This window comes from Micromonospora sp. NPDC050795 (assembly GCF_044456785.1).
In the GTDB taxonomy this organism is placed as follows: Bacteria; Actinomycetota; Actinomycetes; order Mycobacteriales; family Micromonosporaceae; genus Micromonospora.
Genome location: NZ_JBITGE010000014.1, coordinates 20,256 through 40,359, shown reverse-complemented (window position 1 = coordinate 40,359; position 20,104 = coordinate 20,256). Strand labels below are relative to the sequence as shown.

The following is a 20,104-nucleotide window of genomic DNA, read 5'->3' as shown; positions in this document are numbered from 1 at the left end:
TCAGCTCTCCTCTCCGAGCCGAAGCACCTCTCCGAGGCGCAACCGGCGGTTGTTCAGGGCCTCGACGGCGACCGCGAAGCCGAGGGCGACCGCCCCGAGCGCGAGCACCGCGGCGACCAGGCTGGGCTCGAAAGCCACCCGGACCGGCACACCACTGGTGAACGCGGACAGGCCGAGCACCGGGTTGAGCAGCAGGGGCAGTACCGCACCGACCAGCGCGCCGGTCAGCACCGACACCGCGACCAGCGGGGTCAACTCGACGAGCAGCAGCCCTCGCCACTGCCGGCGGGACAGGCCGAGGGTACGCAGCCGGGACAGCACCTGACCCCGGGCGCGCGCTCCGGCCAGCACGGTGAACGCGATGGCCGACAGCCCGAGCACGGTGCCGCCGACGGCCCCGGCCACGAAGCCGAAGGCCAGCACCCCGTTCGCGCCGCCCTCGCCGAGGTCCCGGCGTACGTCGGCCCGGGTGTCGACGGTGACCCCGATCAGCCGTTCCCGACCGGTGACCGTGCCGTCCCGCTGGTAGCGCTCCTGCCCCTGGTCGCCGGCGACGCGTAGCGCCTCGGCGTCCAGCGAGTTCCCGGCGATCAGCAGGCTGGTCGGCACGGGTGTGGTGTTCCGCGTCGGCAGGGCCTGCCAGGGCAGGATCACGAACCGGCTGGCGTTCGCCGCCAGCATCGGGAAACCGTCGGCGGTGCCGGCCACCCGGAACTCGTACCTCTGGCCCTGCACCGGAATGAAGGCGGAGTCGTCCAGCCCGGCCTTGGCCAGGTCGGCGGCGACCGCCGGCGAGACGATCGCCGGCAGCGGCCCCGGGCCGGGCGCGGCGGCGCGCAGCGCGGCCGGAACCGACACGTCCACCTGCGATTCGCGGGCCACCTTGTCCAACCCCGAGCCGTCGACCAGCAGCACGTCCGTCTGGCCGATGAAGGCGTCGGTGCCGGCCTCGTCGGACGCCAACCGCTCATCGTCCTCGTACAGCACCCGGGTGACGGCCCGGACCCCCGGCAGGCGGCCCAGCTCGTCGATGGTGTCGGGTGCGAAGCGCTCCCCGCGGATCACCGCGTCGGCGGGCACGATCTGCGCGGCGGCCCGTTCCCGGCTGGCGTCGACGCCGGCGGCCACGACCGCGCAGAACGCGGCGGTGCCGATGGCCAACACCACCACGACCAGCGGGACGGCGACCGCCGAGCGTCCGGCGCGGGCCGTGCCGAGGAAGGCCACGCTGCCCCGGGTCCGCGCGGCAAGCCGGCTGACCAGCAACAACGGCCAGGGGTACGCGCGCAGTGCCAGCACGGCCGCCGCGACCGCCAGGAGCACCGGCACCGACACCAGGAGCGGGTCCACCTCTCCGAGGGTCAGGCCACGCCGACGCAGCAGCACCGCCGCGAGCCCGGCCAGGAGCAGCAGGGAGACCTCGGCGGTGAGTCGACGGGCCGACGGGCGCACCCGGATCAGGTCCCGACGAGCCGCTGCGCCGGCCGGTACGGCCAGCGTCGCCACCGGCAGCGCGAGTGTCACCAGCACGGTCGCGGCGACGAGGTAGGGCGTGGTCGGGTCGGGGGCACCGGGAAACAGCGTGCCCAGCCACCAGCCCAGCACGGCGGCGATCGGGACCACCAGCACCGATTCGGCGAGGCTACGCCGGGCGCCGGCGGTGGCCCCGCCGCCACGGGCACGCAGCAATGCGAACTCCGAGCGACGCCGTCTGGTGGCGAGACTGGCCGCGAGCACGATGAGCCCCGCCAGGGTGGCCAGGACGCCGGCCGCGATCACCGCGAGCAGCGTCCGGACGGCGTTGATCTGGGCGGCGAACGCGCGCAACGGGACATCGACGCCCTGGGTCAGGCTGAGCCCCGGCGGCTTGTTGCGCTGCATCACCTGCAGGCCGTCGATCATCTGGTCCAGCTCGCGTGCGTCGATCCGGTCGACCCCCAGTCGGTACCGCCAGGTGGACTGGATCGCCCAGCCCTCCGCGGCCCGCTTGTTGAAGGGCGACTGCGCGACGACGCCGACGATGACGAACGGCTGGCCATCACCCTGCGGTTCGATGATCCGCAGTAGCTGTGGGAGCCCGTCCCAGATGCCGTTCGCGCGGTCGACGGGGCGGAACAGCCCGACGACCATCAACGGGACACCGTCGACGAGTCTGCCCTTCTCGTCGGTTCGGCCGATGCGCAGTTGGCTGCCGGCGCGCAGGTTGAGCTTGCCGGCCACGTCGACGTCGAGCGCCACCTCGATCGGCCGGTCGGGAACGTAGGTCTCGCTCGGCCAGGTCCCCTCGACGAGGGTGCTCGCTCCCTGAATGTCGGGCATGGCCCGCAGGCCCATGTCGACCAGCAGGTTGCGGGCCGCCAGGTCCGGCCCGACCACCCGAGCCTCCGCGGTCTCGACGCTGTACCACCGCTGCGTCACCGCCGAACGCACCGGCGGCGGCATCTCCGCGGCCAGGGCGTCGAACCGCTCGGCGGCGTCGCCCATCGCCGTCCGTCGCGACGTCGCGGGCTCCAGGCTGGTGGTGTACGAGATGTCCCGGCGCGCGGCCGGCTCGCTGTTGAGCTGCGCTCGCAGCCCCTGTTCGGCGAGCCGGTTGACCAGCCGGGGCACTCCACTGATCAGCAGCGTGACCACCAGGGTCAGCACCGCCAGCAGCAGGAACTGCCCCCCGTACGCCCGGACCCGCCGGACGGCCGCCCCGACGCTCATCGTTCTCCCCCGATTCGCAGCTGAACCGCCGCCACCCGCTGACGGATGCCTGCGGCGATGAACGCGCTGAAGGCGAGCGCCGCCAGCAGCAGACCGACCGCGGTCAGGCCGATCGGCACCCACGGCAGCACGAACGCCGCCGGGGGTGTCGGCCGACCGGCGGCCGGGGTGAGGATGACCAGTGGGGCCATCGTCGCGCCGACCGCGGTGCCGAGTAACAGCCCGACGCCCACACCGATGCCGGCGAGGAACGTCTGTTCGGCGAGCAGCGCCCGGGCCATCAGCCGGGGCGTGGCGCCGAGGGTGTGCAGGACCGCGAACTCGCCGAGCCGACGCCGGGCGGTGGCCCACACGTCCACCACCAGGCCGACGAGGGCGAGGAGCACCGCGCCGAGCGCGGCGGCGAGCATGCCGGTACGCGAGCCGCGCCAGTACGGGTCGTCGGCGGCCGCCTCGATGACCGCCTCCCGGTTGAGCACTGTGACGCCCGGGAGCGCGCCGACCGCCTGGGCGGCGGCATTCGCGTCGGCAGCGCCGACCCACCATTCCGGTACGGGTCGCACCGCGCCGCTGCTCCGGATCATCGCGTCGACCGCGGCCGGCAGGTCCAACAGCACGCCGGCAGCGGTGCTGGTCGTCGGCACGGCGCTCAGCTCGCCGACGAGGTGCACCGGCATCGTCACCCCGGGGAGCGTGAGGTCGACGGTGTCGCCGACGTTCAGGCTCAGGGCTTCGCGTACCTGGGGGGTCATCAGCACCGCTGCGGGCTTGTTCTCCCCGCCCGCCACGACGGAGAACCGGGTGGGCGGCTGGTACGCGAACTGCCCGCCGGGAATCACCTCAACGGAGTGGACGGCGGCGAAGCCGGCAGCGGTGGTCCGGACCGGCGTGGACTCCACGCCGGGGGCCGTCAGCATCCAGTCGCCGGTCAGCGGGTCGGGTCGGGTCGTGCCGTCGGCGTTGACCACCGCCAACCCGTCCACCTGGAGTCGGTAGGCGTTGCCGGCCGCCAGCCCGCCGTCGGCTTCGAACCCGGCCAGCCGCAGCCGCGCCCCGCCCACGTCGGGCAGTTGCACGGAGAACCGGGTGGCCCGGCCGTCACCGTCGGCGTTGGCCGCCGGCAGCCGCAGGGCGAGCCCGTCGGAGCTGGTGACCAGCAGCGTCACCGCGACCTTCACCGACCGGGCGGCGCTGCTCACCGGGGTACGGACCGTGCCGGTGATCGCCCGCGCCCCGGCGGGCAGTTCGACACCGGCGGGCGTCCCGCGCTCATCGATCATGCGCTGGTACTGCTCCGACACCGATGCGTCGCCGAGGCGGTCGGCGAGCCGGACGACGCCTGGGGCGCTGGCCGGGTCGACACCAATCACTGTCGCCGGCAGGTTCTCCCGTCCGACCCGGATCTCGTCCCGCCACGTCGGCAGCGCCCGGTCCACGCTCGGTAGCGCGGCGAGTTCACCGGCCCGGGTCGGTGGAGCGCCCCCGGTCCGTTCGGTCACCCGGAGGTCGGCGCCGACCGTGTGGCCGGCCTGCTCGACCTGGGACCGCTCGCCGGTGCTGATCAGCGACCAGGCCAGGGTGCTGCCGCCGACGGCGAGGGCGAGCAGCAGCACCGGGCCGGCGTGCGGACGCCGGCCGGCCTGCCACATGCCGAACATGGTGGCGGTCCAGGGACGTCGGTCGACGAACCGCTCCGCGAACCGGGTGAGCGGCGGGAGCACCCGCAACGCCAGCACGGCACCGGCCAGCACGCCGAGCGTCGGGGCGGCGACCAGCAGCGGGTCGAGCCCGAGCTGTCCACCCGAGCCGGCCAGCGGGGAGGCGTACCGGCGTAGCTGCACCCAGGCGAGTACGGCGAGCGCCACGAGCACCAGGTCGACGCTGGCGCGTTGGACGCTCGCGGCCCGGTTCGGCCGGGATCGGGCCGCCATGTCAGCGACGTACGTCCCGGCGCCGCGCAGCGTCGGAAGGACCATGGCGACGAGGCAGCCGGCCGCGGTGGCCGCTGCCGCCGCCCAGACCAGGGTGGTGTTGCCGCCGGCGGTGTAGAGGTCACCCGACCCACCGGGTCGGATGTACCGCAACGCCTCACCGGCGATCAGCGGACCGAGCACGGCGGCCGGGGCGACCACCAGGGTCGCCTCCCGGGCGGCCAGGCCGGCCAACTGCCGACGGGCTGCGCCGCGGGCGCGCAGCAGCGCGGTCTGTGGGCGACGGTCCTCGTGCAGCAGCGCGGCGACCAGCACCAGCGCGTACCCGGCGAGCACCAGGATGAGCAGCAGCGGGGTGGCCAGCGACGAGCGACCCACCAGGTCGGCGCGACCGATCCGGTCCAGCAGCTGCGGCATCTTGGTCACCGTCTGCCCGGAGCTGCCCAGTTGGGCGGCCTCGGGCACTGCGGTGACCGCCTCGGTGAGGGCTTTCCGAACGGCGGGCAGGTCTGCGGTGTCGACGGCGCCGAGGTCCGGTTGGGCCAGCCAGGACGCCGACACCGAGCCCGGGAAGGTGGCCGCGAAGTCGGCCGGGTCGAGCGTGAACGGCCCGTACGAGGTGCCGGAACCGGCGCTGCCCGCCCCCACGCCGGGGGCCAGCAGCCAGTACGCGTCCGCCGGGTCGCGGGGCCGCCAGGTGCCGGCGAGCACCAACTCCCCGCGTCGTTCGGTGGCCCGGTCGCGCACCGGGACGCGTTCGCCGACGGTCAGGCCGAGGGCGCCGGCGACCCGCTCGGGCAGGCTCACCTGGACGGGGTTCGCTCCGGGGCTGGGCCAGGCTCCGCTGGTCAGCTCCGCGTGGCCGGCGAGGTCGGCGAACGTGGCCAGGTTCGCGAAGACCGGTTCGTCGGCCGTACGCGGGATCTGCCCGAGGTCGCCGGTCAGTTCCCGGCCGGTGCCGTAACGGGCGGCGGTGACACTGACCGGGACGCCGCCGAGCCCGGTGGCGAACTCGGCTCGGACCGCCTTGTCCCGGGTGGCGAACTCGGCCGCGTCCCGCCCACCCGAGCCGCTGACCAGAAGGCCGCGCTCCTCGGCGGGTGAGGCGGCGACCAGTGCCCGCTGCCCGGCGTCCACCGCCCGACGGTTGTAGTCGGACAGCCCAGTGACCAACGCGACGGCGACGAGGGCAGCGATCACCGCCGCGACCAGCAACCCTCGCGCCTCGCGGGCCCGCCTCCACACCAGCTTCATCCGACGCCTCCCCTGGCCCTGGTGGGCCGACGACCATCAAGACAGGCCACCTACCGGGAAAGGTTCGCGCCCGTTACATGATCGTTATTACGGAGAGAGTTGTCGGGTGGGACGGCTAGTTGCGGCCTCGACGGTTGCGGATGCCGAAGACCACCGCGCAGAGCACCAGCATGACGCCGATGAGCTGCAGTCCCGGGGAGTCGTCGGCCCCGCCCAGCACCACGACGGTGATGCCGAGCGCCACCGAGAGGACGACGCCGACGATCAGGACGTACCTCATGGGGTTTCTTCCTCGACCCACTCCAGCAGGTCTCCGGGTTGACAGTCGAGCACTCGGCACATCGCTTCGAGGGTGCTGAAGCGGACCGCCTTGGCGCGGCCGTTCTTGAGCACCGCCACGTTGGCGGGGGTGAGCCCGACGCGCTCGGCGAACTCTCCGACGCTCATCTTTCGCTTGGCCAACTCCACGTCGATGCGGACGACGATGGGCATCAGATCACCGCTTCCATGTCGGTCCGCAGGGTGGTGGCCTGCCGCAACAGCGCCCGCATCACCACCATGAGGAGCCCCAGCACGCTGACGCCCACTGTCAGCAGGAACAGCAGTAGCGGCAGCCCCGGGTCGTCCGCGTTGAACCCGACCCAGAGGAAGACAGCCACCAGCACCACCCACGCCGCGGCGATGGCCCAGACGATCGCGTCCACCCACTTGAGGGACGCCTCGGTGAAGATGCGGTCGTTCTTGACCAGGCTGAGCAGCTGCCAGGTCGCGACGATGACCACCTGGACGCAGAGCACCCAGAAGACCGTCACGGCGGTCGCCGGCCACCTGAGGTGGGCGTCCTGCGGCGACTGCTCGGCCATGTACCTGAACTGCCCGGGCAGCGAGAGGGTCTGGAACACCACAAGGACCCCGAACAGCACCACGAGGAAAACTCGGAGAGCGGCAACCGCTCGATGCTCAGTAACCATGCATCGAGTTTCGCTCGCTAGCTATCGAAAGTCAATCGGTTGTCTCGGTCGAGGCAGCCCGGTCACGGAAGCGTCGGCTCAGGTGCCGGCTTCGCCTTCTGGGGGTAGAACGTCTCGTGACGGGCCAGCATGGCGACGAACTCACCGATCTTGCGCTCGCGGGTCTCCGCCCGTTTGACAGCGTTGAGGCGATGGATGAGAGCGAACCGGTTGGCCTTGGTGAGCACGTCGAGCATCGCCTGGGCGGCGGGCTCGGCGGCGATGGCGGCGAGCAGGTCGGCCGGCACCTCCGCCTCGGACGGCGGAGCGTAGGCGGCGGCCCACCGCCCATCCGCCTTCGCGGCGTCCACCGCGGCGCGGCCCGCCGGCAACATCAGCCCCTGCTCCTCCAGCCGGGCCACGTTCGCCACGTTGCGTTGGGACCAGACACTGCGCGCCCGGCGCGGGGTGAACCGGATCCAGGACGACTCCTCATCCCGCTTACGGGCCTGACCGTCGATCCAGCCGACGCACAGGGCCTCGTCGACCGCCTGCTGCCAGGTCAGCGTCGTGACCGTGCCGCCCTTCCTGGTCAGGGCGAGCCAGACACCGGGGGATGTGGCGTGGTGGGCCGACAACCACACGCGCAGGGCGTCGGCGTCCGCGACGATCAGCTCATCCAGCTCGGCGCTCGTCATGCCGGCAGGCTAACCCCCGGGTCCGACAGCCGGCGGTGCTGTCCGGCTCAGGCGCGCAGGTTCCGCCCCGGGTCGTTGATCTTCCGGCGGAAGGCGAGGTACGCGCTCAGGTTCACGAGGAGCATCACCAGCCCGATCATCGAGGCCAGGAGCCCCGCGTCGAGGCTCGGCAACGCCACGAAGGTCAGGGCGGCGAGCACGATGGCGAAGATGTTGAGGAAGGTGAAGGCCAGAACCAGTTCGTTGAGCAGGCGGGAACGGCGGTCCTGCAGCCGGCCGACCAGTTGCTGGTGCAACGTTCGGACGAAGTCGAGCCGCTCGTCCAGCGTGGTGAGGACGAGACGAAACTTCCACTGCTGCTCCAGGGCGTTCCACACCGTGCCACCGGCCGCGTCGAGGTGCGCCTCCACCGACGAATATCCGAGCCGGAACAGGCGGATGCGGTGGTAACCGGTGAGGATGCGCTTGGCCTGCTCTTCGAGAACGCTCATCGAGACGTCGGCGCGCCCCGGGTCGATCTGGGACAGCTCCGCCGACAGCACCGCGTCGTAGCGCAGGGCCGCCGCCCAGCAGACGTGGTGAACCCCGGTCAACCGCGACAACAGCAGGCCCGTACGGGACCCGAAGTCACTGACCACCGCCGTGGTGTGCGAACCGACCCGCAGCACGCCGTCCCTCGCCCCGTCGGGCGTGCAGTCCACGCCGTCCGGGGTCAGCGCCTCGGCGATGGCCCGCCGCCGCGCCGGATCGCAGCCCGGGCCCACCCGGACGGCGAAAGTGGTGTTGGCCCAGAGGACGAACACCTCGTCCGCCCCGACCGGCGCCGGCAGGACGGCTCGCAGCAGCCGGGTCACCGCGGGCACCATCCGCTGCACCGGCGGGGCAACGTCGGCGACCACGTCGCCGGTGACACCGATGATGCCGTCCGGCAGCTCGTAGGTGACGCACAACAGACCACAGTCGACGTTCCAGAGGCTGATCCGGGCCGAGACCACCTGCCACGCGCCAGCGCTCGTGGTGGGCAGCAGGGAGGCGTCGACCTCCTCGCCGGCCACCCGCAGGACCTCCGGGCCACCACTGATCTCCACGGTGGGCCGGGGCATGCTGGCCAGCAGCTCGTCGAGCAGCCGTTGACCGTAGGGCTGCAGGGCGAGGTCGTTGAGGCCGTCGGTGACGTGCCATCCCGCCGGCACGTCGCGCCGGGACCCGGTTTCGGCGGACAACTGACACGGGAAGTAGGCGATCACGCGTATCGACGCGACGTCCGTGAGCATCAGCGACCCTCCCCCGACGAGCCTCTGCAGAATATCGACAACGTCAACTGTCTCGGCCGGCGCGGATCCGCCCACCGAGGTCGCTGAACGGGCCGAGATGGCGCAGCTTGCCGGGGTTCACGACGAGGCGCGGATATCAACCGTCGCCCGGAAGCCGGGGCCGGGGCCGGGTGGTGACGATGCAGCGTCTGATCGGCCTACGTCCGTCGGTGGTAGTGGTTGCGGCGCGGGAGTTGGTCGGGGTCGATCCAGGCCGGCGGGATGAACTCCGGGTGCCCGTCGTCTCCCAGTCGGACGACCCAGTCGCTCTGGTGGACGTGCCGGTGATGGTGGCCGCAGAGCAGCACCGCGTTGTCGAGGCTGGTCGGGCCGCCGTCGGCCCAGTGCCGGATGTGGTGGGCGGCGCACCAGCGCGCCGGCCGGTCGCAGCCGGGGAAGGCGCAGCCGCCGTCGCGCAGCACCAGGGCCCGCCGCAGCGGCCCCGTGATCAGGCGGCGTTGCCGGCCCACGTCGAGAACCTGGCCCGCGCCGCCGAGCACTGTCGGCAGGACGGCGGCGTCACAGGCGAGCCGGCGCACCGTATCGGGAGTGAGCCGCGGACCGACGTCGAGGGTGCCGGCGCCCAACTGCCGCGTCAGCCCGTCGTAGTCTGTGGTGACGACAATCTGGGCCGGGTCACCACCGTTCTCGGGCAGTTCACCGGCACGAAGCGCCAGCCGGCACACGTCCGCGAGGGCGTCGTGGCGACGCTGCCCGGCACAGCGGGTGTCGTCGGGCCCGAGGGGTGCGCTGAGCGGGTCGATGGCGGCGCGCAGCAGGGCGGCGGACTCGGCGTCGAGGGTGCCGCTGAGTCGCAGCCGGCCGTCGGCATGGGTGGAAATGGTGACGTGCCGGTCGCGGGCCGCGCGGGCGGCCTCGGCAGCCAGGGCCGCCGCAGCGGCGGCGTCGGCGAGGTCGGGGGCGACGTGGTCGAGGATGCGGGTGCCCAGCCGACGTAGCAGGGTGGGATCGAACTGCCCGGCCCACTCGACGAGCACGCCGACCGCCTTGTCGGCCACCTCGACGCCCGCCGACGCCGACACCGTGGCGGCCGTGTCGGCGATGACCCGGGCCTGCTCCACGCTGACCGCCGCGCCCGCCAGGGCGTCGCGCACGGCGGGCGGGGCCACGTCGAGCGAGGCGGCGAGGCCGACCAGCCGGCGCGCGGCCGAGACGTCGAGGCGCAGGCGATGCCGCAGCCACACGGTCGTCGAGGAGGCACCCTGCGCGACTGCTGTGCCTCGACCGTCCAACTCGCGGACCGCCGCCAACTGCACCGCCGCCAGCCGCTGCTGCAACCGGTGCGTGGCATCGAGCACCGCGATCAGATCGTGCTCGGCAAGTGCCCAGGCCGGGGCGTCGGTGCAGGCCGCCACCGCACCCTCCGCCCGCGCCAACTCATCGATCACAGTCAGAATCTAGAACAGGTGTACGACAACAAGCGGCCACGCAGATCGAGGACGCCCGCCCACCCGATCCGGGCCCGGGTCAGCCCTCGGCCAACTCCGGCCGGTGCTCCCGGATCCAGGCCACCACGTCCGACCTCCGCCAGACCTTGCCCTGGACCAGGTCGGCCACGGGTTCCGGGAAGTTCCGATGGCTGGTGATCACATAAACGCGCTGCTTGCTGATGCCACCGAGCATCGCGCGAATCTCCGCAGCGCCTACCAGATCCATATGCCGGACGTTAAACAGATGACCTGGCTCCTTGACCCGGGGCAACTTACCGGTCACCGTAAAGGGCATGTCTACGTCGAGTTGGAGGCCGGCTGGAGGCGGGCCGCTGAGCAACCTGCACCCGGTGCACCAGCACCTGCCACGCCGGCCCTCGTGGCTCTGTCGGGTGTGCGCCGCCGCCTGGCCATGCGCACTCGCCCGGATGTTGCTACGAGTGCAGTACGGGTCGGATCGGGTGGGGCTGTCGATCTACCTGGCGAGCCAGTTGTTCGACGCGACGGCCGACCTGTACCAGCTCAATCCCGAGCCGGGACCCGACCCGCAGGAGCTGTTCACCAGGTTCCTGGCGTGGACGGCCCCGCCACAACCGTGAGGCGGCGGGGCGGTCACGGACCGTCGGGGGTGCGCTTGGCGCGGCTGGGCTGCACCCGCTTGGGCTCGCCGGGCATCTTCGGGTGGTCCGGCGGGTACGGCAGGTCGCCCTGGCCGGCGGCGACGTCGCGCTCGGCCCACTCCAGCAGCGGGGTGATGTCCCACGGTGCGTCGTCGATCCCGGCGTGCGGGTCACCTCGCTCGGCGAGCCGGGCCGGCACGGTGCGCAGGTCGAAGTCGTCCGGGTCGACGTCGGGTAGCTCGTCCCAGGTGACCGGGGTGGAGACGGTGGCCCGCGCGTTGGCCCGCAGCGAGTACGCGCAGGCGATCGTGCGGTCGCGCGCCATCTGGTTGAAGTCGACGAAGACCCGGGTGCCGCGCTCCTCCTTCCACCAGGCAGTGGTGACCAGGTCGGGGTTGCGGCGTTCCACCTCCCGGGCCAGCGCGATGGTGGCCCGGCGCACCTCGGTGAACGTCCAGCGGGGTTGGATGCGCAGGTAGACGTGCACGCCCCGACCGCCGGAGGTCTTCGGCCAGCCGGTCGCGCCCAGCTCGTCGAGGAGCGCGCGGACCTCGCCGGCGGCCCGCGCGGCGTCGGCGAAGTCGGTGCCGGGCTGCGGGTCCAGGTCGATGCGCAGCTCGTCGGGGCGGTCGACGTCGGCGGCCCGCACGGGCCACGGGTGGAAGACGATGGTGCCCATCTGCGCCGCCCAGGCCACGTGCGCCAGGTCGGCCGGGCAGAGCTCCGCGGCGTTCCGACCGCTCGGGAAGGTGATCTGGGCGGTCGTCACCCAGGGCGGCACCCCCCGGGTGGGCACCCGCTTCTGAAAGAAGGCCTCGCCCTCGACGCCCTCGGGGAAGCGTTGCAGGGTGGTGGGCCGGTCCCGCAGGGCGCGCATGATCCCGTCGCCGACCGCGAGGTAGTAGTGGAAGACGTCCGCCTTGGTGAACCCCCGCTGCGGGAAGATCACCCGATCCGGACTGCTCAACCGGACGGTGTGCCCGGCTACTTCGACCTCGGCGGCCGCAGCCTTGGTGCCACCCATCCCGCGACCTTATGCCACGCCCCCGACGTTCGACGTACCGTTGACGGGTGAGTCTTGACGACAACGAGCTGCCCCGTACCGACGAAGAGTGGCGGGTCCGACTGACCCCCGAGGAGTTCCACGTTCTCCGGGAGGCCGGCACCGAACGCCCGTGGACGGGCGAGTACGTGGACACGAAGACCCAGGGGGTCTACCACTGCCGCGCCTGCGGGCTGGAGTTGTTCTCCAGCGACACGAAGTTCGACTCGCACTGCGGCTGGCCGAGCTTCGACGACGCCATCCCGGGCCGGGTCAAGGAGATCGAGGACCGCAGCCTCGGCATGGCCCGTACGGAGATCCGCTGCGCCCGCTGCGACAGTCACCTCGGGCACGTCTTCCACGGCGAGGGCTTCACCCCGAAGGACACCCGGCACTGCGTCAACTCGGTCTCCATCAAGCTGGAACCCCGCTGAGCGAGGAGCCGCTCAGGGCGTACCCCTGAGCAGTTCGACCTCGGCGGTCCGGGACTGCTCGATCCGGCGGGCCAGGTCGCGGACCTGCTCGTTGCGGCCGACACCGACCTGGGATCTGGCCAGGTCGGCGGCCCATCGTTGGTGGTCGGCGAGCACCTCGCGCAGCACGCGGTCGACGTCCGCGTCCGGCGCGGTCCGCAGCCGGTCGAGCGCGGCGTCGTCGCCGTGCCCGTCGTGGTGGTGTGCGGCCGCGCTGGCGCCCGGCCCGGCCGTGGGCAACCAGCCGCGCATGGCGGCCAGCTCGTCGGCCTCGGTCGCCTCGACGGCGGCGGCCAGGGTGCGCAGCGCGTCGTCGCGTACCCGGTCGCGGGCCAGCTGGACGATCTGCAGGGTGCGTTCGCTGTGCCCGACCATGGTGCTCAGGAACACCACGTCGATCCCGCTCATCGCGTCGGCCCCGATCGGGGACCCGGCACCCGCGGACCCGGCCGCCGCCGAGCCGGCCGGGGACGTGGGTGTCGGCTGCGGCAGGGTCGACGGGCTCGACGTGGGCGGTCCGGCGCAGGCTCCGGTGAGCAGCAGGGCCGCGACGAGGAAGGCCAGCGGGGTACGGCGGGGCATGCCGGTTGCCTCCGTTCACGCGAGAGCGGCGACACGGGTGCGACCAGGGGCCGCACCCGTGCGGTCAGACCTGGAGCCAGAGCGCCGGTACGTTCGGCGGCTCCCAGCCCGGGATCGCGGTGTGCGCCTGCCGGCAGCGGTACGTGGCTCCGCCGTAGGTGACCTGGTCGCCGACCTGGTACGCCCGGCCTGTCGCCCACGTGCCGCCCTGGGTGGGCGGGTTGGTCGGGGTGGGGGTCGGGGTCGGGGTGGGCCGTGGGGTGGCGGTTGGGGTCGGCGTCGGGCTCGGGGTCGGGTTCGACCCGCCGCCACCGATCTGCACGTCGATGCAGGAGTAGAAGGCGTTCGCCGTGTCGGAGATGTTCCACACCGCGAGGATCTTCTGCCGGCCCGAGAAGCCGCCGAGGTTGACGTTGTGCGACACCGTGGCGCCCGGCTGCTGGTTGTTGCCGTTGACCACGCCGACGCGGGTGTTGCCGATCCAGTACTCCCAGTTGCTGGTGGCGTGCCGGGCCGTGTTCACCCAGGTAAACGTCAGCGAGCTGCCCACCGAGGTGGCCGGCCAGCCCCGGCTGTCGTCGTTGAGGACGGCGAACTGCGAGATGCCGGCATTGCAGCTGCGCAGGCCCTTGGGCCCTTCGACGCTCTGCGGCTCGTACTTGATCTGCCCGCAGTCGGGCACCCGGCCCTGCGCGCAGAGCGCCTGCCGGCTCGGTGGGGCGGAGACGTAGCCGTGCGCCTGCGCGGGGGCGGCGACGGTGAGGGTGGCGGCGACGGCGCCCGCCGCCACCAACGGGACGGTGATTCTTCGACGCATCGGGGCAGCTCCTTCTTCAGGTGCGGTGAGGTGCCCCTCAAGGTAATTTAAACTTTGTTAACAGTAAAGACTCTCATCGATAAATCCATCGATGATGGCAGTTTTCTTCTCAGAGTCGGAGCAGGCAGCCCCCGTCGTCGACCTCGTCGGCCGACTCGTCGTCCAACCAGACGCCGCCGGTGCCGAGGTAGCGGAACCGGTACTCCCCCGGCGGCAGCTTCACCGCCACCGTCCGGGTGCCGTCGCGGCGGGTCACCAACTCATGTCGACCGGGCTGCCAGCCGTTGAACGAGCCGACGACACTCACCGGGCCGGGCGGGACATCGCGGGGCAGGCAGAAGGTGACCCGGGTCTGGTTGCCGAAGAGCCTGTTGCGCTTGATCACGGTGATCCTCCGGGGGTTGCGGCGGTTCACCAGGAACAACGGGCAACACGCCGACGCCGACACGCCGCCGTCGCGGTCGGGCGTCGAGGTTCCGCCCCTACGCCGGTGCCACCTGGAGGACTCTGTAGGCACTTGTCCATTTAACGGAGGTTTTTCGGTGGCAACCTGCGAGGTCTGCGGCAACGACTACTGGATGGCGTTCGAGGTGCACACCGTCAGCGGCGACGTGCACACCTTCGACTCGTTCGAGTGCGCGATCCACCGCATGGCACCGATCTGCGAGCACTGCCAGGTCAAGATCTCCGGGCACGGCGTCGAGGTCAACGGCCGCTTCTTCTGCTGCGCACACTGCGCCCGCGCCGTCGAGGGAGCGGTGGGCGCGGAGATCCGCGACGCCGTCGGCGCCCGCCCGGCCTGACCACGCCCGGCCGCCGCCACCCACCTCGCACCGGACCGGGCGGATTTCCGGCGAACCCGTCCGACCTACCATCGGTGGATGCCCCAGCAGACCACCGAACTCCGGACGGCCTCCTTCGCCGACCTGAACGCCCGCACCCTCCACGACCTGCTCAAACTGCGCATCGACGTGTTCGTGGTGGAGCAGAACTGCCCGTACCCGGAGCTCGACGGGCGGGACGTCGAGCCGGGCACCCGGCACGTCTGGCTCACCGACGGCGGCGCGCCGCTGGCGTACCTGCGGATTCTGGCCGACCCGGACGGTGTCGCCCGGATCGGTCGGGTGGTGGTGGCCCCGGCGGCGCGCGGCGGCGGACACGCCGGCCGGCTGATGACGGCGGCGCTGGAGGTGGTGGGCAACCGGCCCTGCGTGCTGGAGGCCCAGTCGCACCTTGTCGCGTTCTACACCCGGCACGGCTTCACGGTCAGCGGCCCCGAGTACGTCGAGGACGGCATCCCGCACACGCCGATGCGACGCGAGGCCATTGACGCCTGACGATCGAGCTGGCATGGTGCCGGTTAGAGCCGTCGCGGGAGCCAGCGATCAGGCACGGGAGTGGGCAACTCCCGGTGATTCCGGGTGTCGACGTCCGACCTCATCCCCCCGGGGGCTCCATGTCCACTTTCACCCGATCACGGCGGGCGCTCTGGGTGTTCGCCATCGTGGCGACCACCGCGCTCCTGTTGACGACCGCACTGACCACCATCCTGGCCAAGCCCGCCTCGGCGCACGGGTCGGTCGTCGACCCGGCCTCCCGTAACTACAGCTGCTGGCAGCGCTGGGGCGGCGACTTCCAGAACCCCCGGATGGCCACCGAGGACCCGATGTGCTGGCAGGCCTGGCAGGCCGACCCGGCCGCCATGTGGAACTGGAACGGCCTGTTCCGCGAGGGAGTCGGGGGCAACCACCAGGCCGCCGTCCCCGACGGCCAGCTGTGCAGCGGCGGACGCACCCAGAGCCCCCGCTACAACTCGCTGGACACCGTCGGCGCCTGGAAGACCACATCGGTGTCGAACAACTTCCGGCTCCGCTTCTTCGACCAGGCCAGCCACGGCGCCGACTACATCCGGGTGTACGTGACGAAGCAGGGCTTCAACTCCGCCACCCAACCGCTCGGCTGGGGCAACCTGGAGTTGGCCGGCCAGATCGGCAACACCCCGGCCTCCCAGTGGAACCCGGACACCGGTGGTGTCTCGATCCAGATTCCGGTGAGCGCGCCGGGACGCACCGGACGGCACATCGTCTACACCGTCTGGCAGGCCAGCCACCTCGACCAGTCGTACTACCTGTGCAGCGACGTCGACTTCGGCGGCGGGTCGACCACACCTCCGCCCACCACGCCCCCGCCGACGACCCCGCCGCCCACCACACCGCCACCGACCACGCCCCCGCCGCCCACCCAGCCGCCGGCCGGTGCCTGCACGGCGACGTACCAGGTGACCGGTCAGTGGTCCGGTGGCTTCCAGGCCGACGTCAAGGTGACCGCCGGCGGATCACCGACCCGGGGCTGGTCGGTGAGCTGGAACTACGGCAACGGTCAGCAGGTCACCTCGTCGTGGAACGCGACGGTCAGCACCAGCGGCACGCTGGTCACCGCACGTAACGTCAACCACAACGGCACACTTGCCGCCGGAGCGAGCACCACGTTCGGTTTCCTCGGCTCGTGGAACGGCAGCAACCCGGTTCCGCTGGTCTCCTGTACGACGACCAGTTGATCCCCGTCCGGCGCCGCACCCGGGCGGGGGTGCGGCGCCGGCCGGCAGAAATGCCACCCAACCCCCGTGCCCCTCGTCGATCAAGAAGTTGTGGTGGTCGACAAAGCACCCGCGGGTTCCCAAAACTGGCACCACAACTCCATGACCGACCAGGTCGGGGCAGCCGGTGCGCCGATCTTGCACTTTCGGTTGCCAGATCGCGGCCTATGCCCCTTTAGCCCGGACAGAAAGTGCAAGATCGCGGGGGCGAGGGCGAGGGCGAGGGCGAGGGCGAGGGCGGGGGGTGGGGGCGGGGCCTGTCAGACCAGGCAGTTGACGATCTCGGCTACTGAGCGGCGGCGGCCGGTGTAGAAGGGGACCTCTTCGCGGACGTGGCGGCGGGCGCCGGAGGCGCGCAGGTCCCGCATCAGGTCGACGATCCGGTGCAGTTCGTCGGCCTCGAAGGCGAGCATCCACTCGTAGTCGCCGAGCGCGAACGAGGCGACGGTGTTGGCCCGCACGTCCGGGTAGCCGCGGGCCATCTTGCCGTGCTCGGCCAGCATCTCGCGCCGCTCGGCGTCGGGCAGCAGGTACCACTCGTAGGAGCGGACGAACGGGTACACGCAGATGTAGGGGCGAGCCTCCTCACCGGCCAGGAACGCCGGAATGTGGCTCTTGTTGAACTCCGCCGGCCGGTGCAGCGCCATCTGCGACCACACCGGGGTCAGCGCCCGGCCCAGCGTGGTACGGCGGAACCGCAGGTAGGCGTCCTGGAGCGCGTCGGGCGACGCGGAGTGCCACCAGATCATCACGTCCGCGTCGGCGCGCAACCCGGAAACGTCGTACACGCCCCGGACCACCACGTCCTTACCGGCCAGCTCGTCGAAGAGGGACACCACTTCGCCGGTGACGTTGTCCCGCAGCGACGGCAGCGGGGAGCTGGCCCGGAACACCGACCACATGGTGTAGCGGATGCTGTCGTTCAGCTCCCGCAGCCGGGCCGCGTTGGTCTGCTCGGTCATCTCGCCGATCCTCCCAGTGCTGTGATGATCTCTTCGGCCGCCGTCTCGCCGGAGCGGACGCAGACCGGGATGCCGACGCCGTCGTAACCGGCGCCAGCAAGGACCAGTGTGGGGTGCGCGGCTCGCAGCGCCGTCCGCGCGGCGCCGAGCCGGTCGGCGTGCCCCGGCGCGTACTGCGGCAGCGCACCGCCCCACCGCTGCACGTGCCCGTCGACCGGGGCGGGCAGCGGGGTGCCGAGCACCGCCGACAACTCCCGGTGCACGGTGGCCGCCAGGTCCGCGTCGGGACGCTGCAGGTGCGCCTCCTCGCCGTACCGGCCCACCGAGGCGCGCACCAGGGCCAACCCGTCCGGCTGGCGCAGGTGCCCCCACTTGGTGGTGAAGAAGGTCGCCGCCTTGATCAGCAGGCCCTCGGTGCTCGGCACCAGGAAACCGGACAGCTCGGGTAGTCGCGGCTGCGGCAACGCCATCGTGACCAGCGCGACGCTGGCGTAGTCCAGCGCACCGACGCCCGCCGCCACCGTCGGCGCGGGGCCGGCGAGCAGCCGCGCCGCCGGTCGCGCCGGCACGGCCAGCACCACCGCGTCCACGTCGACCACCGACGACTCCAGCTCGGCGCGTCTGCCGCCGCGCCGCGACCCGGAGCCGTCGTCAGGGACGCGGGTCGGGCCGACGGTGAGCCGCCAGCCCGTGTCGGTCGCTGTCAGCTCGCGCACGGCGGCGTCCCGCCGTACCGTCGCGCCGCTGGCCGTCACGGCGGCCTCGACCAGGGTGCTGAGCCCACCGGCGAGGGTGCCGAAGACCGGGGCGCCGGGCGCGCGCGGCGCGGCGGCCTGCGCGGCCCGGACCGCACCGACCAGGGTGTGCTCCACCCGGGCCGTGCGGGCCAGCGCCGGCATCGTCGTGACCAGGGAAAGATCGTCGGCGCGGCCCGCGTACACGCCGCCCAGCATCGGGTCGACCAGCCGCTCGACCACCTCGTCGCCGAAACGGGACCGGACCAGCGCGCCCACCGAGACGTCCGCGTCCGGCCCGACCAGCGGCCGACCGCCGTCGGTGTCGGCGTCCGCGGCCGGGCGGGCGACAGTGGCCACCCGGTCCAGATCCCCGGGTACGCCCACCAGGGTGCCGCCCGGGATGGGGCGCAGCCCCCCGTCGATGACCAGCGCGGCCTGCCCCACAGTGGGGTGCACGATCTTCTCGGCCAGACCGAGGCGGCGGGCGAGGGCCACCGCCGCGCTCTCGGCGCCGGTCGGGTCGCGCATCAGGAAAGACTCCGCGCCGAACTCCACCGGCTGACCGGCCAGCTCCCCGGTGCGCAGCTTGCCGCCCAGCGCGCCGGACTGCTCGTACACCGTGATCTCGGTGCCGGCGGGTGCGCGGTCGCGCAGGCGGACCGCGGCGGCCAGCCCGGCGATCCCGCCGCCGACCACCGCCACCCGCCAGGGCCGCCGCATTCCGGTCAGCCCTGGTCGGCTCGGCGGCTGGACAGCTCGTGCACCAGCGCGACCACCCGGGTCAGCACCTCCGGGTCGGTCTCCGGCAGCACCCCGTGGCCGAGGTTGAACACGTGCCCGGGGGCGGCCCGGCCCTGCTCGAGGATGCGGCGCACCTCGGCCTCCACCACCGGCCACGGCGCGAGCAGCACGCACGGGTCCAGGTTGCCCTGCACCGCCTTGTCCGCGCCGATCCGGCCGGTGGCCACGTCCAGCGGCGTACGCCAGTCGACGCCGACCACGTCGGCCCCGGCCTCGCCCATCGCGCCGAGCAGCTCGGCGGTGCCCACCCCGAAGTGGATCCGGGGCACCCCGGCGGGCGACCGCTCCGGCTCGGCGCGTCTGTCGCCGCGCTCCGACCCGGAGCAGTCGTCTGCGAGCCCGCTCAGCACGGTGGTCGAGTGCGGCAGCACGAAACGGCGGTAGTCGGCCTCAGAGAGTGCGCCGGCCCACGAGTCGAACAGCTGCACGGCGGAGACGCCGGCCTCGATCTGCACCCGCAGGAAGGCAAGCGTCACCTCCGCCAGCCGGGCGCACAGCGCGTGCCACAGCTCCGGGTCGCCGTACATCAGGGCCTTGGTCTTCGCGTGGGTGCGCGACGGCCCGCCCTCGACCAGATAGCTGGCCAGCGTGAACGGCGCACCGGCGAAACCGATCAGCGGGGTGTCGCCGAGCTCGACCACCAACTGCCGGACGGCCTCGTCGACGTACGAGACGTCGTCACGGGTGATCCGGCGGATCCGCTCCACGTCGGCGGCGGTGCGGATCGGCTCGGCGACCACCGGGCCGGTGCCCGGCACGATGTCCAGGTCGATCCCGGCGGCGGCGACGGGCACCACGATGTCGCTGAACAGGATCGCCGCGTCCACGCCGTGGCGACGCACCGGCTGGAGGGTGATCTCGGTGACCAGCTCCGGGCGCCGGCAGGACTCCAGCATCGGCACGCTCGCCCGGATCTCCCGGTACTCCGGGAGGGACCGGCCGGCCTGGCGCATGAACCAGACCGGGGTGTGCGGAACGGGCCGACGTCGGCAGGCCCGGATGAAGGGCGAGTCGGCCGGTCCGCCGGGGCGGGATTCTCCGTCTCGGGCGACAGTGCCCGTGGTGTCCGTGGTCATCGCCGCAATCGTGCCACGCCCACCACTCCCAACCGGGTGGGGGTGAGAGGAAGGGCACCGTTCCTTACGCCCGGTGCCCTTCACGAGCGTCG

At 72.5% G+C, this 20,104-nt stretch carries 21 protein-coding genes; 5 read left to right on the top strand and 16 right to left on the bottom strand.

Annotated elements, in window-relative coordinates; genetic code table 11:
- The 9 genes from ACIBEF_RS14690 to ACIBEF_RS14650 all read right to left on the bottom strand — a co-directional run bounded on the left by ACIBEF_RS14690 (position 1) and on the right by ACIBEF_RS14650 (position 10,532).
- Positions 1-2,709 (bottom strand): FtsX-like permease family protein, encoded by a 2,709-nt coding sequence (locus ACIBEF_RS14690; protein ID WP_396793844.1) that lies wholly within the window; start codon positions 2,707-2,709, stop codon positions 1-3.
- Complete coding sequence (locus ACIBEF_RS14685; protein WP_396793843.1) at positions 2,706-5,894, bottom strand: FtsX-like permease family protein; 3,189 nt, start codon at positions 5,892-5,894, stop codon at positions 2,706-2,708. Before ACIBEF_RS14685 ends, ACIBEF_RS14690 begins: the two co-directional genes overlap by 4 nt.
- A gap of 115 nt (positions 5,895-6,009) precedes the next feature.
- A complete protein-coding gene (locus tag ACIBEF_RS14680; protein ID WP_366607196.1) occupies positions 6,010-6,174 on the bottom strand; it encodes a hypothetical protein in 165 nt (54 codons plus the stop codon).
- Positions 6,171-6,386 carry a helix-turn-helix transcriptional regulator gene (locus tag ACIBEF_RS14675; RefSeq protein WP_030336216.1) on the bottom strand — a complete coding sequence of 72 codons (216 nt, stop codon included), beginning with the start codon at positions 6,384-6,386 and terminating at the stop codon, positions 6,171-6,173. The genes ACIBEF_RS14680 and ACIBEF_RS14675 overlap by 4 nt, the downstream gene beginning before the upstream one ends.
- A complete protein-coding gene (locus tag ACIBEF_RS14670; RefSeq protein WP_396793842.1) occupies positions 6,386-6,865 on the bottom strand; it encodes a DUF2975 domain-containing protein in 480 nt (159 codons plus the stop codon). Before ACIBEF_RS14670 ends, ACIBEF_RS14675 begins: the two co-directional genes overlap by 1 nt.
- A 62-nt stretch (positions 6,866-6,927) precedes the next feature.
- Positions 6,928-7,542: a YdeI family protein gene (locus ACIBEF_RS14665; protein WP_396793841.1), complete on the bottom strand. Its 615-nt coding sequence runs from the start codon at positions 7,540-7,542 to the stop codon at positions 6,928-6,930.
- Positions 7,543-7,589: 47 nt separating this feature from the next.
- Positions 7,590-8,816, bottom strand: coding sequence for a hypothetical protein (locus ACIBEF_RS14660; RefSeq protein WP_396793840.1), 1,227 nt, complete (start codon positions 8,814-8,816; stop codon positions 7,590-7,592).
- 197 nt (positions 8,817-9,013) lie between these two features.
- The gene (locus ACIBEF_RS14655) at positions 9,014-10,264 is read right to left on the bottom strand and encodes a DUF222 domain-containing protein (protein WP_396793839.1); all 1,251 of its coding nucleotides are present in this window, start codon (positions 10,262-10,264) and stop codon (positions 9,014-9,016) included.
- Positions 10,265-10,343: 79 nt separating this feature from the next.
- Entirely contained in the window at positions 10,344-10,532 is a 189-nt protein-coding gene (locus ACIBEF_RS14650; protein ID WP_357221000.1) for a hypothetical protein, read from the bottom strand.
- A 67-nt stretch (positions 10,533-10,599) separates the two neighbouring features.
- Between ACIBEF_RS14650 and ACIBEF_RS14645 the strand changes: the two genes are divergently transcribed.
- Positions 10,600-10,905 carry a hypothetical protein gene (locus ACIBEF_RS14645; protein WP_396793838.1) on the top strand — a complete coding sequence of 102 codons (306 nt, stop codon included), beginning with the start codon at positions 10,600-10,602 and terminating at the stop codon, positions 10,903-10,905.
- Positions 10,906-10,918: 13 nt separating this feature from the next.
- On the opposite strand, the gene ligD is transcribed toward ACIBEF_RS14645, so the two are convergent.
- A complete protein-coding gene (gene ligD / locus ACIBEF_RS14640) occupies positions 10,919-11,950 on the bottom strand; it encodes a non-homologous end-joining DNA ligase (RefSeq protein ID WP_396793837.1) in 1,032 nt (343 codons plus the stop codon).
- Between the two features lie 47 nt (positions 11,951-11,997).
- Here ligD and msrB point away from each other — a divergent pair, with 47 nt between their 5' ends.
- Positions 11,998-12,402 carry a peptide-methionine (R)-S-oxide reductase MsrB gene (gene msrB / locus ACIBEF_RS14635; protein ID WP_030336225.1) on the top strand — a complete coding sequence of 135 codons (405 nt, stop codon included), beginning with the start codon at positions 11,998-12,000 and terminating at the stop codon, positions 12,400-12,402.
- Between the two features lie 12 nt (positions 12,403-12,414).
- Here msrB and ACIBEF_RS14630 read toward each other — a convergent pair whose 3' ends face one another.
- The 3 genes from ACIBEF_RS14630 to ACIBEF_RS14620 all read right to left on the bottom strand — a co-directional run bounded on the left by ACIBEF_RS14630 (position 12,415) and on the right by ACIBEF_RS14620 (position 14,225).
- Positions 12,415-13,023: a DUF305 domain-containing protein gene (locus tag ACIBEF_RS14630; protein ID WP_396793836.1), complete on the bottom strand. Its 609-nt coding sequence runs from the start codon at positions 13,021-13,023 to the stop codon at positions 12,415-12,417.
- A gap of 64 nt (positions 13,024-13,087) precedes the next feature.
- Entirely contained in the window at positions 13,088-13,840 is a 753-nt protein-coding gene (locus tag ACIBEF_RS14625; RefSeq protein ID WP_396793835.1) for a lytic polysaccharide monooxygenase, read from the bottom strand.
- 109 nt (positions 13,841-13,949) lie between these two features.
- Positions 13,950-14,225 carry an isoamylase early set domain-containing protein gene (locus ACIBEF_RS14620; protein WP_396793834.1) on the bottom strand — a complete coding sequence of 92 codons (276 nt, stop codon included), beginning with the start codon at positions 14,223-14,225 and terminating at the stop codon, positions 13,950-13,952.
- 157 nt (positions 14,226-14,382) lie between these two features.
- Between ACIBEF_RS14620 and ACIBEF_RS14615 the strand changes: the two genes are divergently transcribed.
- From ACIBEF_RS14615 to ACIBEF_RS14605, 3 genes are all read left to right on the top strand, one after another.
- A complete protein-coding gene (locus ACIBEF_RS14615; protein ID WP_355009369.1) occupies positions 14,383-14,643 on the top strand; it encodes a Prokaryotic metallothionein in 261 nt (86 codons plus the stop codon).
- A gap of 78 nt (positions 14,644-14,721) precedes the next feature.
- Positions 14,722-15,177: a GNAT family N-acetyltransferase gene (locus tag ACIBEF_RS14610; protein ID WP_396793833.1), complete on the top strand. Its 456-nt coding sequence runs from the start codon at positions 14,722-14,724 to the stop codon at positions 15,175-15,177.
- A 119-nt stretch (positions 15,178-15,296) separates the two neighbouring features.
- On the top strand, positions 15,297-16,397 hold the full coding sequence (locus ACIBEF_RS14605; RefSeq protein WP_396793832.1) for a lytic polysaccharide monooxygenase: 1,101 nt from the start codon (positions 15,297-15,299) through the stop codon (positions 16,395-16,397).
- A 299-nt stretch (positions 16,398-16,696) separates the two neighbouring features.
- Here ACIBEF_RS14605 and hemQ read toward each other — a convergent pair whose 3' ends face one another.
- From hemQ to hemE, 3 genes are read right to left on the bottom strand one after another with little or no spacing between them, the layout of a single operon-like run.
- Entirely contained in the window at positions 16,697-17,398 is a 702-nt protein-coding gene (gene hemQ, locus ACIBEF_RS14600) for a hydrogen peroxide-dependent heme synthase (protein WP_196921722.1), read from the bottom strand.
- Positions 17,395-18,855: a protoporphyrinogen oxidase gene (gene hemG / locus ACIBEF_RS14595; RefSeq protein ID WP_396793831.1), complete on the bottom strand. Its 1,461-nt coding sequence runs from the start codon at positions 18,853-18,855 to the stop codon at positions 17,395-17,397. The genes hemQ and hemG overlap by 4 nt, the downstream gene beginning before the upstream one ends.
- A gap of 5 nt (positions 18,856-18,860) precedes the next feature.
- Complete coding sequence (gene hemE, locus ACIBEF_RS14590; protein ID WP_396793830.1) at positions 18,861-20,012, bottom strand: uroporphyrinogen decarboxylase; 1,152 nt, start codon at positions 20,010-20,012, stop codon at positions 18,861-18,863.
- Positions 20,013-20,104 lie beyond the last annotated feature (92 nt).